Origin of the sequence: Methylobacterium sp. Leaf117 (genome assembly GCF_001422985.1) — a bacterium.
Lineage (GTDB): Bacteria > Pseudomonadota > Alphaproteobacteria > Rhizobiales > Beijerinckiaceae > Methylobacterium.
Map to the genome: position 1 here is coordinate 1 of NZ_LMNL01000002.1, position 12,552 is coordinate 12,552.

Below are 12,552 nucleotides of genomic sequence, written 5' to 3' on the forward strand. Positions count from 1 at the left end.
GACCCGACCCGCACCTCGACACCCCGCCCGGCTCGCGCCGCGGCGGGGTTCTTGTTCGCGTCGGCCCCGGCGACCCATCAGCTCCGGGCCAACACCAGCTCCGGCGAAAACACCAGGGCGAGGTTGTTGGCCGGCAGGTCGAGGCGGGTCTCCAGGCAATCAGCAGCGCGTGAAGCGCGGAGATCCTGCAGCAAGATTGCTCAATCTCGGCCAAGACCGGTCGAAGAGGGCGTGAGCCCTGCCGCACCCGCGGCCAAGCCGCTGGAAGGCCAGTGCGAGCGCTCATGAAGCCTCGTGCGGTCAGCGCTCGCCACTGCGCCCGTCCCTGGCTATACCGACCGTGGCGTGTGTCCGCGCTGCCGCCGCTTCACCCTGCCGACCTCCGTATCGAGGATGGCGCTCCCCTCCAATCCAGGCGGGTCCCCCTCAGGCAGGCGGGCACCCCTCAGGAGCGTGCCGCCGAAGGGATTGCCCGTGTCCGACCGCGCCTGCCATTGCCCGAGCTGATGCCGCCACACCTCCTTCTCGCCACCGCCGCGATCCTGCCCTTCCTCGGCAGCGTGGTCGCGATCTGTCTGCCCGGACAGGCGCGCAACGCCGCCGCGATCCTGGCCGGCTTCGTCATGGTGGTGTCCCTCGTCTGCATCGGGCTCCTGTATCCGGAGATCGCCGGCTCCGGCACCGTCGCCTGGACGGTGGACTGGCTGCCGACGCTCGGCGTCCGCTTCGTCCTGCGGCTCGACGGATTGTCCTGGCTCTTCGCCGTTCTGGTGCTGGGGATCGGCGCGCTCGTGGTGCTTTATGCGCGCTACTACATGGCCGCCGAAGACCCGGTGCCGCGCCTGTTCAGCTACCTGCTCGCCTTCGTGGGCGCGATGCTGGGCATCGTGCTCGCCGGCAACCTGATCCAGCTGGTGGTGTTCTGGGAGCTGACCAGCATCGTGTCGTTCCTGCTGATCGGCTACTGGACCGACAACGCGTCGGCGCGCGACGGGGCGCGGATGGCGCTCACCATCACGGCGGCCGGCGGGCTCTGCCTGTTCGTCGGCATGGTGCTGATCGGCCAGATCGTCGGCAGCTATGACCTCGCCGTGGTGCTCGCCTCGGGCGACACGATCCGCCGGAGCCCGCTATACCTGCCCGCCCTGGTGCTGGTGCTGGCCGGCGCGCTCACCAAATCGGCCCAGTTCCCGTTCCACATCTGGCTGCCGCGCGCGATGGCGGCGCCGACGCCGATCAGCGCCTACCTGCACTCGGCCACCATGGTGAAGGCCGGCATCTTCCTCATGATCCGGCTCTGGCCGGTGCTGGCCGGCACCGAGAGCTGGTACTGGATCGTCGGCACCGCCGGCATGGTGACCATGCTGGTGGGCGCCTGGAGCGCGATCTTCCAGCACGACCTCAAGGGCCTGCTGGCCTATTCCACGATCAGCCATCTCGGGCTGATCACCCTGCTGCTCGGGCTCGATTCCCCGCTGGCGGTGGTGGCGGCGATCTTCCACACGGTGAACCACGCCACCTTCAAGGCCTCGCTGTTCATGGCGGCCGGGATCATCGACCACGAGACCGGGACGCGGGACATGCGCCGCCTCAGCGGCCTGTGGCGGGCGATGCCCTACACGGCGACGCTGGCCATGGTGGCCGCCGCCGCGATGGCGGGCGTGCCGCTTCTCAACGGCTTCCTGTCGAAGGAGATGTTCCTGGCGGAGGCGGTCGACAATGCCGGCGAGCACCTGCTGAACCTCGCCCTGCCGGTGCTGGCGACCCTGGCGAGCGCCTTCACCATGCTCTACTCGGTGCGCTTCATCCGCCAGACGTTCTTCGGCCCGGCGCCGCACGACCTGCCGCACGCCCCCCACGAGCCGGTGCGGTGGATGCGCATCCCGATCGAACTGCTCGTGCTGGTCTGCATCGCCATCGGCCTCGTGCCCAACCTCACCATCGGTCCGCTGCTGGCCGGCGCGGTCCGGTCGGTGCTCGGCGAGCGCACGCCCGATTACGACCTCGCGATCTGGCACGGCTTCAATGCGCCGCTGGCCCTCAGCATCGTCGCCCTGGTGGGCGGGGTGGCGCTCTACCGCGCGTTCGGGCGGCGGATCAACGCCAATCCCCGGGGCGGTCCCTGGCTGATGGACCGCCTCGACGGCGGCCGCCTGTTCGAGCGGACGATGACCGGCCTCGTCCTCGGCGCCCGCCACTGGGAGCGCCACCTCGGCAGCGAGCGCCTCCAGGTGCAGCTGCGCATCCTCTTCCTCACCGTGCTGCTGGCGGCCGCGACGGCGGGGGCCGTCCGGGGCCTCGACCTGTTCGCGCCCGGCCGCAGCACGGCGTTCGATCCCGCCTTCGCGCTGATGTGGCTCGTCGGCGCGGCCTGCGCGATCGGGGCGGCGGAGCGGGCAAAGTACCATCGCCTGTCGGCCACGATCTTCGTCGGCGGCGCCGGGCTGGTGAGCTGCCTGACCTTCCTGTGGCTGTCCGCCCCCGACCTCGCCGTGACCCAGATCCTGGTCGAGATCGTCACCGCCGTCATGCTGCTGCTCGGCCTGCGCTGGCTGCCGAAGCGCGACGCGGCGATCCGGGTCCCGGCCTCCGAAACGGCGCGAGCCCGGCGCCGGCGCATCGTCGATTTCGGCATCGCCGCCGTCGCGGGGCTCGGCCTCGCGGGCCTCGCCTACGCGGTGATGACGCGGCCGGCGGTCGACGGCATCGCCCGCTGGTTCGTGGAGGAGGCCTACCCGAAGGCGGGCGGGCGCAACGTGGTCAACGTGCTGCTGGTCGATTTCCGGGCCTTCGACACCCTGGGCGAGATCTGCGTCCTCGGCATCGTCGGCCTCACGGTGTTCGCCCTGCTGCGCCGCTTCCGCCCCGCCGCCGACAGCCTGGAGCGGCCGCGGCAGCAGGTCAGCCACGACGCCTACGACGCCGCCCGCGCCGGACGCAGCCCCGGCGACACCGCCGCCGACGCGCTCCTCGTCCCCCGGGTGGTGATGACGTGGCTGTTCCCCTTCATCGTCCTGCTCGCCCTGCACCTGTTCCTGCGCGGGCACGACCTGCCGGGCGGGGGATTCGCCGGCGGCATCACGCTCACCATCGCGTTCATGCTGCAATACATGGCGCAAGGGGCCGAGTGGGTGGAGGCGCGCCTGCGCATCCAGCCGATTTCCTGGATCGGCATCGGCCTGCTGGTCGCCGTCCTGGCCGGAGCGGGCTCCTGGCTGTTCGGGCGCCCCTTCCTCACCGCCTTCTTCGCCTATTGGGAGCCGCCGCTGCTCGGCAAGGTACCGGTGGCGAGCGCGCTGCTGTTCGATCTCGGCATCATGGTCCTGGTGGTGGGGGCGAGCGCCCTGATGCTGGTCGCTTTGGCGCACCAGTCCCTGCGCCGCACCCGCACCGTCGAGGCCGAGGCCGAACGGGCCGCCGAGAGGGAGATTGCCTGATGGAAATCGTGCTCTCGCTGGGAATCGGCGTCTTCGCCGCCTCCGGCATCTGGCTGATGCTGCGGCCGCGGACGTTCCAGGTCGTGCTCGGGATCTCGCTCCTGAGCTACGCCGTCAACCTGTTCATCTTCGCCATGGGCCGGCTCACCGTCGGGGCGCCGCCGGTGCTCGGGGCAGGCGCGGAGGTCGTCTCCGTCGACGATCCGGTGCCGCAGGCCCTGGTCCTCACCGCCGTGGTGATCAGCTTCGCGCTGACAGCCCTGTTCCTCGTCGTCCTGCTCGCCGCCCGCGGCATCACCGGCAGCGACCACGTGGACGGTCGCGAGCCGCATCAGGCCGATTCGCAGCCGGACTTCCCGCAGCCGGACTTCCCGCAGCAGGACTTCCCGCAGCAGGACTTCCCACTCCCGAAATTTCCGCAATCATGAGTCCCGCAATCCTGACTGCCTCCGCCGACACCGCCTGGTCGGATCATCTCGTGGTGCTGCCGGTCGTGCTGCCGATCGCGGTGGCGGGCCTGATGTTCCTGCTGGACGAGCGTCGGCGCCGCCTGAAGGCGGCCCTGAGCCTCGGCACGGTGCTGGTCCTGCTCGGCATCGCCCTCGTGCTGGTCGGGCGCGTCGAGGCCGGCGCGCAGGTCTACCGCCTCGGCAACTGGGCCGCGCCCTACGGCATCGTGCTGGTGGCGGACCGGCTCTCGGCCCTGATGCTGGCGCTGGCCAGCGTGCTCGGCCTGTGCGCCCTGGTGTTCTCCTTCGCCCGCTGGGGCCGGGCCGGGCCGCGCTTTCACGGCCTGTTCCTGCTGCTGCTGATGGGCGTCAACGGCGCCTTCCTCACCGGCGATCTGTTCAACCTGTTCGTGTTCTTCGAGGTGATGCTGGCCGCCTCCTACGGCCTCGTCCTGCACGGCTCGGGCGAGGTCCGCATTCGGGCCGGGCTCGGCTACATCGCGGTGAACCTCGTCGCCTCGCTGTTCTTCCTCGTCGGCGTCAGCCTGATCTACGGCACCATGGGGACGCTCAACATGGCCGACCTCGCCCGTCGGCTCGCCGGCCCGGCGACCGAACCGGCCCTGTTCGAGATCGGCTGCGCCGTGCTGGGCATCGCCTTCCTGATCAAGTGCAGCGCCTGGCCGCTCGGGTTCTGGCTGCCGACGACCTATGCGGCGGCGAGCGCGCCGGCGGCCGCGATCCTGGCGATCCTCAGCAAGGTCGGCATCTACGTGGTGGTCCGCCTCAGCCTGCTGCTGTTCGGCGCCGGGACCTCGCAGGGATTCGGACAGACCTGGCTGCTGGCCGCCGGGCTGGCGACCATGGCGTACGGCACCATCGGCCTGCTGGCCGCCCGCGACCTCACCCGAGCGGCGGGCTACGCGGTGATGATCTCGTCCGGCACGGTGCTGGCCGCCCTCGGCACCGGAGGCGACCGGGCGCTGGCGGGAGCGCTGTACTACCTCCTCGGGTCGACGCTGGCGGCCGCCGCCCTGTTCCTGCTGGCCGAGATCCTGCAACGCGGCCGCGACCCGGGCGACGCCCGGCAGGCGGTGTTCGCGGACGAGTACCGCGATCCCTTCGACGACGCCGACGCGACCGAGATCGGCCGGGCGTTTCCGGCGGCGGTGGCGATCCTGGGCTGCGGCTTCGTGGTCTGCACGCTGATGCTGGCCGGCCTTCCGCCGCTCGCCGGGTTCGTGGGCAAGCTCGCGCTGTTCACGGGGCTGGCCGCCGGCCCGATCACGGCCTCGGCCTGGGCCCTGATCGCCGCCCTGACGCTGTCGAGCTTCGGCACCCTGATGCCGCTGGTGCGCCTCGGCATCCTCACCCTCTGGGTTCCGAGCGACGACCCGCCGCCGGTGCTGCATCCCACCGAGTTCGCGGCCCTGGCCGGGCTGCTCGCGGCCTGCATGGCGCTCGCCCTCTGGGGCGGTCCGGCCCTCGCCTACGCGGACGAGACCGTGCGCTGGCTCGCGCAGCCGCAGGCCTACATCCAGGCCGTGCTCGGCAACCAGGAGGGCGCCGGATCGTGACGCGGCTGCTGCCCTATCCCTGGCTGTCGCTCGGCCTCGCCCTGACCTGGCTCCTGCTGAACGCACCGCTGACCCCGGGAAGCGCCGTGCTGGCGCTCCTCGTCGGCCTGGCGGTTCCCGCCGTGATGCGGGCCTTACGTCCCCCGGCGGTCCGGGTGCGCGCGCCCGGCACCCTCGTGCGGCTTGCCGGACTCGTGGTCTACGACATGGTGCGCTCGAACATCGACGTCGCCAGGATCATCCTCGGGCTCCGCCGCGGCGAGCGACGGACCGGCTTCGTCACGATCCCCCTCGACCTGCGCGATCCCTTCGGACTCGCGGCGCTGTCGATCATCCTGACGGGCACGCCCGGAACGCTCTGGGTCCAGTACGATTCCCAGAGCGGGAGCCTGCTCCTGCACGTACTCGACGAGACCGGCGGGGACGAATGGGTGCGGCGGGTCAAAGACCGCTACGAGCGCCCTCTCATGACGATCTTTTCCTGATGGAGTTTCCGGCATGACGGCCATCGCGGTGCTCGATGGGGGGCTCGGCCTCGCGCAGGGAATGCTGGTGCTGGCGATGGCCATCGCCGCCTGGCGGATGCTGCGCGGCCCGCGCGCGCAGGACCGGATCCTCGGCCTCGACACCCTCTACCTCAACGGGATGCTGGCGATCGTCGTCCACGGGATGCGGACCGGCAGCGGCCTCTACTTCGAAGCGGCGCTGATCCTCGGCATGGTCGGCTTCACCGCCACGGTGGCGCTGGCCAAGTTCCTGATGCAGGGCGAGGTGATCCAGTGACCGGCGCGGCATTGCCCGTCTGGGCGGCCTGGCTGGTGGTCGCGCTGGCGATCACCGGCGCCGGTTTCTCGCTGACCGGTGCCCTCGGCCTCATCCGCCTGCGGACGTTCTACGAGCGCGTCCACGCGCCGACGCTCGGTGCCACCCTGGGCATGGCCCTGATCCTGACGAGTTCGATGGTGCTGCTGTCGCTGATCGAGGGGCGCCTCGTCCTGCGCGATGCCCTGATCGGCATCTTTCTCACCATCACGACCCCGGTCACCCTCCTGGTCCTCGCCCGGGCCGCCGCCCAGCGCGACCGCCACGAGGGCAATCCCGGCGCGCCGCCCGAACTCTAATCCGGCAGGGCTCCGGCACCCGCCCGGACGGCGCCCGGATGCCGCCACCTTCCGGGTGGATCAGGGTCCGTCGGCAAACCCGGCGCCCAACGCCGCGATACCCAGATCTCGACACCCAGATCCCGCCACCCAGATACCGACAGCCGGATTTCGACAAAGGCCCCGACACCCCGTTCGGACAGCGCGTTCGTCCCGTCCCGGAGAGCCCCCCCGCATGCGCCTCGATGCCGTCACCGCCGCCCTGGGGCTCGCTTTCGCGGGACTCCTCGCCGCGAACACGCGTCCCGCCCCCGCCCTGGCCGCGCCGGCCGCGTCGGCTCCCGCCCAGCCGGACTCCACCCCGGCCAACCGCGCGCCTGCCCAGATCGCCCCAGCCGAAGTCGCCCCAAATGAAATCGCGACATCCGGGATCGCCGGGCGCCTCGACGGAGTCCATCTCTGGACCCTGCCGGACACGCCGAACGGGCTGCACCCGACCCAGAGCTGGCACGCGACGGGCTCGGCCCCGAACGGCGACCTCTACGTCGCCGGAATGGACCACCGCACCAACGCGGCCCTGTACCGCCTGCCGGCCGGCAGCGACATGCTGCGGCTCGCCGGCGATGCCCGGTCCGCCTCGGAAGCCGCCGGCAACTGGAAGCCCGGCGAGACCGCCGAGAAGTTCCACACCCGGCCGCTGTGGTTCGGCGGCAAGGTCTATGTCGGCACCATGGACCGCTCGACCCTGGACGACGGCTACCGCGACCGGCGCGGCTTCCACCTCTACGCCTACGACCCGGCCACGGCCCGCTTCACCGACCTCAGCGCCGCCGAGCCGGGCGGCACCGGCCTGCCGCATGGCAGCCTGGTGACGCTGGCCGGCGATCCCGCGCGCAACGTGATCTACGGCGCGGTGGTGCCGACCGCCGAGATCGTCCGCTACGACGTCGCCGCCGGCACCACCGCGTCTCTCGGGCGGCCCGCCGCCTACGATCGCCCCTTCGTCTATACCGGCCGCTTCATGTTCACCAATGCGCGCGGGCGCCTCTACTTCTCGGCCGGCAACCCGCTCACCGGGCCGGCGCACGACCCCGCCATCTACGGCCACCTCTACAGCTACGATTCCCAGCAGGGCATGGTGGCGCGGCCGGACTTCGCCCTGCAGGCGCCGCGCGCCCTGGAGGTCGGCCGCTGCCTGCCCGCGCGCGGGCTCTGCTACGCCGCCGACGACAAGGGCTACCTCTACCGCTTCACCGAGGCCGCGGCGGGGACGCCCGAAACCTGGACCGCCCTCGGCCGGGTGACGCTCGACTGGACCGCCAGCTTCTTCTGGATGTTCCAGGTCGCCCCCGACGGCCGGACGGCCTATGCGGCGGTGACCAGCTACGTCCCGGGCACAGGGCCGTCCTCGCTCTACGAAGTCGACCTCGCGACGGGCGCCGCGACCCGCCTGTGCAGCCTCGCCGACCTCGATCCCCGCCTGGAGCGGCTCAACGTCCACACGGGCTCGGATGCCTGGGACGACCAGGGCCGCTTCGCCTTCGCGAGCTTCGCGGGCGACGGATCGAGCGAGGTGGTGCTGACGCGGGTCGATCCCGTGCGCCTGAAGGCGGCGCTCGCCCGACACTGACGCCGGCGTGCTGCGCGGGCGCACCCGTTCGTCGAGCGGGCGTGTCAGTCGAGCGCGCGAAGCTCCTCGCGGTAGCGGCGCCCGTTGGCGACGTAGCTCTCGGCCGTGCGGGCGAGCCGGGCGGCGGCGGCCTCATCGAGGGTCCGGGCGACCCGGGCGGGGGCGCCGACGATCAGGCTGTTGTCGGGAAATTCCTTGCCCTCGGTCACCAGCGCGTTGGCGCCGACGAGGCAGTTGCGGCCGATGCGGGCGCCGTTGAGGATCGTGGCGCCCATGCCGATCAAGGTGCCGGCCCCGATCGTGCAGCCATGCACGATGGCGCGGTGCCCCACGGTGACGTCGTCGCCGAGATCGAGGGGAAAGCCGGGATCGACATGCAGCACCGCACCGTCCTGGATGTTGCAGCGGTCGCCGATCCGGATGGTGTCGTTGTCGCCCCGCAGGGTGGCGCCGAACCAGATCGAGACGTCGCGGCCGAGATGGACCTGCCCGATCACGTGCGCCCCGGGCGCGATCCAGACGCGGCCCGCCTCGGCGAGCTGCGGGTGATGGGGGCCGAGGGCGTAGAGGGTCATGGCGATCCGATCCGGGTTCAGGTGCCCGTCCAGGCGGCGGGCCGCCGGGCCAGGAAGGCCTCGACGCCCTCGGCGAAATCCCGGCTGCCGTAGCACTCGGCGATCAGGTCGGTCGCGTCCGCTTCCGCGTCCCGGGCGAGGCGGCGCAGCATCGCACGGGTCACCCGCAGGGTCACGGGGGCATGGCCGAGAAGCCGGTCGCAGATGCCGGCGACCTCCGCCTCGAGGGCGTCCGGCGCCACCACGGCGGCGAGGTAGCCCAGCGGCGCCAGGGTCTCGGCACTCGGCATCTCGGCCAGCAGCAACATGCGGGCGACGAGGCTCGGGCCGAGGGTCGCGGTCAGGCGGCGCAGGTTGGCGGGCGACAGGCAATTGCCCAGGGTCCGGGCGATCGGCACGCCGAAGCGCGCCCCGGCCTCGGCGATCCGGATGTCGCACGCATTGGCGATGGCGAGGCCGCCCCCCACCGCGAAGCCCTCGATCACCGCCACGGTCGGCACCCGGACGGCTTCCAGACCGGCGATGTAGCCGTCGATGCGGGCCTCGTAGGCGACGCCGTCCTGTCCCGTGAACCCAACGAACTGCTCGATGTCGGTGCCGGCCACGAAGGCCTTGCCGCCGGCGCCGCGCAGCACGGCGACCCGCACCGCCGGGTCGGCCTCGATCCGCCCCAGGGCCTCGGCGAGGGCCTCGTACATCGCAAACGTCATCGCGTTGCGGGCGGACGGGCGGTCGAAGGTGAGATGGGCGACGCCGCCCTCGACCCGGTAGCGGACCGCGCCGTCATCGGCGGGGCGGGTCATGCGGCGAAGGCCCCGTCGTCGCGCAGGCGCGCGATCGCCTCGCTGGTCAGCCCGAACTCGCGCAGGACCTCGTCGGTGTGCTCGCCGAGCAGCGGCGCGTGCCGGCGCACCTCGGCGGGCGTGCCCGAGAGCTTCACCGGGAAGCCGATATTCGGAACGCTGCCCTCGATCGGGTGCGGCACCTCGATCCGCATCTGCCGATGGCGGCCGTGTTCGCTCTCGAAGGCCTCCGGGTAGGTGTTCATGCGCCCGGCCGGGATGCCGGCGGCGAGCAGATCGCTCACCCAATCCTCGGCGTTCCTGGCCGCGAAGCTCGTCTCCAGCGCGGCGATCAGGGCCTCCCGGTGGGCAAGCCGCCCGGCGATGTCGCGAAAACGTTCGTCGGCCAGAAGGTCCTCGCGCCCGAGCACGTCGCAGAGCAGGCGCCAGAGCTTCTGGTTGGTCGCCCCCATGACGAAGTAGCCGTCCGCCGCCCGCACCGCCTGATAGGGCGCGCTCATGCGGTTGGCGGTGCCGAGCGGCTCCGGAATCCGGCCGGTGCCCCAGTATTCGCTCGTATCCCAGATCGAGAAGGCCAGGGCCGAGTCGAACAGCGACGCGTCGATGTACTGGCCCGCGCCGCTGACCTGCCGGCCGATATACGCACTGAGGATGCCATAGACCGCGAACAGCGCGCAGCCGATATCCGCCACCGGCACGCCGGCCTTCACCGGCGGCCCGCCGGGATGGCCTGTGACGCTCATCACGCCGGACATGGCCTGGGCCATCAGGTCGTAGCCCGGGCGCTTGGCCCAGGGACCCGACTGTCCGAAGCCCGAGATGCTGGCATAGATCAGGCCCGGATTGCGCGCCCGCATCGCCTCGTAACCGAGGCCGAGCCGGGCCATGACGCCGGGGCGGTAGTTCTCGACCACGATGTCGGCGGTCTCGGCCATGTCGAGCAGGAGGTCGCGCCCGGCCGGGCTCTTCAGGTTGAGGGCGAGGCTGCGCTTGTTCCGGTTCATGTTGAGGAAGCCCATGCTGTCGGGCCCCTTCATCTTGAACCCCATGGCGCCCCGGGTCTGGTCGCCGGTGCCGGGCGGCTCGACCTTGATCACGTCGGCCCCGAGATCGGCCAGCAGCATGCTGCAGACCGGACCGGCCATCACCTGCGTCACGTCGAGGACGCGCAGGCCCGCGAGGGGCAGGGGGCGCGGGGTGAGGGTGTCGTGCACGGCTTGGTCCATCGTGCCGGGTTCCTGTGTTGTGCCGGAATCGGGCGCAGCCCGCCGGCTGGAATGTCGCTGACGGCGGCAAAGTCCGCCCGCATTTCCTCGCCTCGCTCGCCGGGCACCACGCCGTCATTCCGGCGCGCTGGAGGCGTTCAATCCAGACACTCGGGTGGTGCCGGATCTGACGCCGTCGGCGGCTCTCGAGCTCGGGCTCCGCTGCGCGGCCCCGGGATGACGTGGTGCTGCGCCTGGGTTTCCGACGAGCACAGCGCCAGCCGTGGGGAAACGGGAACGCCCGCTACTCCGCCGGCACGACCCGCCCCAGAGGCACCTCCGGCGCCTCCACGAAGGGCTGCTCGGGGTGCATGGTGAAGGCGAGGCCGGCGCCGAGCAGGCACAGGCCGATGGAGCCGGCGAAGGGCAGGGTCCAGCTTCCCGTCATGTCGACGATCATCCCGAAGACGATCGGCGAGATGATCGCCGCCACCGCCGAGCCGGTGTTCATCAGGCCGGCGGCCGTGCCCGAATATTTCGGTGCGATGTCCATCGGCACCGACCAGATCGGGCCGATCACCAGCTCGGCGAAGAAGAAGCCCGAGCTGAGCAGCAGCGCCACCAGGGTCAGGTCGCGGGTGAAGAACACGCCGGTGAGGCTCGCGGCCGCGCCGAGGAAGCCGACCACGATGACGCTGAGCCGGGCCAGCTTGAGGTTGCCGGTCTTCTTGAGAATGCGGTCGCTGAAGACGCCGCCGAGGGTGTCGCCGACGACGCCGGCGAAGAACACCCCCGAGGCGAACAGGGCCGAGTTCTTCAGGTCGAGGCCGTAATTCAGCTTGAAGAAGCTCGGCAGCCAGCCGAGGAACAGCCACAGGGTCCAGCCGTAGCAGAAATAGGTCACCGTCACCGGCAGCATGCGCCGGGTCAGGCGGCCCCAGGGCACGGTCTGCTTGGCGCCGACCTTGCTCGGCGGCGGCAGCACCGCGAGTTCCTCCGGCGTGATCGCCGGATGGTCCTTGGGGTCATCGCGGAAATACGCGTACCAGACGACGACCCAGGCGAAGCTCGCGACGCCCAGGATGACGAAGCCGATGCGCCAGCCGAACTGGTAGATCAGGAAGGCGACGATGGGGGGCGCCACCGCGTTGCCGAGCCGCGCGAAGGCGTGGGTAATGCCTTGGGCGAAGCCGCGCTTGCCCGGCGCGGTCCAGTTCTGCATGGCGCGGGTGGCGGTCGGGAAGGTCGCGCCCTCGCCGAAGCCGAGCAGCACGCGGGCGAGGAACAGACTGATCAGGCCGCCGACGAGACCCGTGAGGATCGTCGCCGAGGCCCAGATCAGGCCGCAGACCAGCAGGGTCCGGCGGGCGCCGAACTTGTCGCCGACCGAGCCGCCGATGACCTGGAAAATGGCGTAGGGGTAGGCGAAGGCGGAGAGGATCAGGCCGAACTGAGTGTTCGACATCCCGAGATCCTTCATGATCTCGCCGCCCGCCGTCGCGATGTTCACCCGGTCGAGATAGGTGACGAAGTACATCAGGCACAGCAGGAACAGGACCATGTTCGACGCGGAGACGCGTCGTTTGGCAGGGACTGACGCGGAGACGCGTCCAGTTGCTGGCGTCATCGGGGTTTCCTCCAGTTGAACGCGACACCCCGCCCGGTCTGATCGCCGGGCTTTTTTGCGGGGGCACGCAGGATCGGTTTAATCGGCTGGCGTTAGGGGCTTTCAGTTTTACGAAGTCTTCGTCCCAGGCCCTTCGTCATCCCGGGGCC

The 12,552-nt window shown here is 71.1% G+C and carries 10 protein-coding genes and 1 pseudogene; 7 read left to right on the forward strand and 4 right to left on the reverse strand.

The genetic code is table 11. The annotated features are described in order from the left end of the window. The first annotated feature begins 506 nt into the window (after positions 1-506). From ASF57_RS03795 to ASF57_RS03825, 7 genes and pseudogenes are all read left to right on the forward strand, one after another. A complete protein-coding gene (locus ASF57_RS03795) occupies positions 507-3,437 on the forward strand; it encodes a monovalent cation/H+ antiporter subunit A (RefSeq protein WP_056480496.1) in 2,931 nt (976 codons plus the stop codon). Further along, positions 3,437-3,766: pseudogene (locus ASF57_RS03800) on the forward strand (Na+/H+ antiporter subunit C); the annotation flags it as partial. The gene ASF57_RS03795 and the pseudogene ASF57_RS03800, both read left to right, overlap by 1 nt. Before the next feature lie 95 nt (positions 3,767-3,861). Next, positions 3,862-5,463: a monovalent cation/H+ antiporter subunit D gene (locus ASF57_RS03805; protein ID WP_056480268.1), complete on the forward strand. Its 1,602-nt coding sequence runs from the start codon at positions 3,862-3,864 to the stop codon at positions 5,461-5,463. Continuing rightward, a complete protein-coding gene (locus ASF57_RS03810) occupies positions 5,460-5,948 on the forward strand; it encodes a Na+/H+ antiporter subunit E (protein WP_056480272.1) in 489 nt (162 codons plus the stop codon). Before ASF57_RS03805 ends, ASF57_RS03810 begins: the two co-directional genes overlap by 4 nt. A gap of 13 nt (positions 5,949-5,961) precedes the next feature. Then, positions 5,962-6,246: a K+/H+ antiporter subunit F gene (locus ASF57_RS03815; RefSeq protein WP_056480275.1), complete on the forward strand. Its 285-nt coding sequence runs from the start codon at positions 5,962-5,964 to the stop codon at positions 6,244-6,246. Then, on the forward strand, positions 6,243-6,584 hold the full coding sequence (mnhG, locus tag ASF57_RS03820; protein WP_056182705.1) for a monovalent cation/H(+) antiporter subunit G: 342 nt from the start codon (positions 6,243-6,245) through the stop codon (positions 6,582-6,584). Before ASF57_RS03815 ends, mnhG begins: the two co-directional genes overlap by 4 nt. Positions 6,585-6,798: 214 nt before the next feature. Then, positions 6,799-8,193, forward strand: coding sequence for a hypothetical protein (locus tag ASF57_RS03825; RefSeq protein WP_056480278.1), 1,395 nt, complete (start codon positions 6,799-6,801; stop codon positions 8,191-8,193). Positions 8,194-8,237: 44 nt separating this feature from the next. Here ASF57_RS03825 and ASF57_RS03830 read toward each other — a convergent pair whose 3' ends face one another. From ASF57_RS03830 to ASF57_RS03845, 4 genes are all read right to left on the reverse strand, one after another. After that, a complete protein-coding gene (locus ASF57_RS03830; protein WP_056480281.1) occupies positions 8,238-8,768 on the reverse strand; it encodes a gamma carbonic anhydrase family protein in 531 nt (176 codons plus the stop codon). A 17-nt stretch (positions 8,769-8,785) separates the two neighbouring features. Continuing rightward, positions 8,786-9,571: an enoyl-CoA hydratase gene (locus ASF57_RS03835; RefSeq protein WP_056182714.1), complete on the reverse strand. Its 786-nt coding sequence runs from the start codon at positions 9,569-9,571 to the stop codon at positions 8,786-8,788. Beyond that, positions 9,568-10,797, reverse strand: a complete 1,230-nt coding sequence (locus tag ASF57_RS03840) for a CoA transferase (RefSeq protein WP_056480284.1) — start codon at positions 10,795-10,797, stop codon at positions 9,568-9,570. The genes ASF57_RS03835 and ASF57_RS03840 overlap by 4 nt, the downstream gene beginning before the upstream one ends. Positions 10,798-11,080: 283 nt before the next feature. After that, positions 11,081-12,403, reverse strand: a complete 1,323-nt coding sequence (locus tag ASF57_RS03845) for an MFS transporter (RefSeq protein WP_056480287.1) — start codon at positions 12,401-12,403, stop codon at positions 11,081-11,083. Positions 12,404-12,552 lie beyond the last annotated feature (149 nt).

Excerpts from the sequence above, each read along its gene's own strand:
- ASF57_RS03795 (WP_056480496.1), top strand. The coding sequence starts at position 507 with ATGCCGCCACACCTCCTTCTCGCCACCGCCGCGATCCTGCCCTTCCTC.
- ASF57_RS03805 (WP_056480268.1), top strand. The coding sequence starts at position 3,862 with ATGAGTCCCGCAATCCTGACTGCCTCCGCCGACACCGCCTGGTCGGAT.
- ASF57_RS03815 (WP_056480275.1), top strand. The coding sequence starts at position 5,962 with ATGACGGCCATCGCGGTGCTCGATGGGGGGCTCGGCCTCGCGCAGGGA.
- ASF57_RS03825 (WP_056480278.1), top strand. The coding sequence starts at position 6,799 with ATGCGCCTCGATGCCGTCACCGCCGCCCTGGGGCTCGCTTTCGCGGGA.
- ASF57_RS03830 (WP_056480281.1), bottom strand. The coding sequence starts at position 8,768 with ATGACCCTCTACGCCCTCGGCCCCCATCACCCGCAGCTCGCCGAGGCG.
- ASF57_RS03835 (WP_056182714.1), bottom strand. The coding sequence starts at position 9,571 with ATGACCCGCCCCGCCGATGACGGCGCGGTCCGCTACCGGGTCGAGGGC.
- ASF57_RS03840 (WP_056480284.1), bottom strand. The coding sequence starts at position 10,797 with ATGGACCAAGCCGTGCACGACACCCTCACCCCGCGCCCCCTGCCCCTC.
- ASF57_RS03845 (WP_056480287.1), bottom strand. The coding sequence starts at position 12,403 with ATGACGCCAGCAACTGGACGCGTCTCCGCGTCAGTCCCTGCCAAACGA.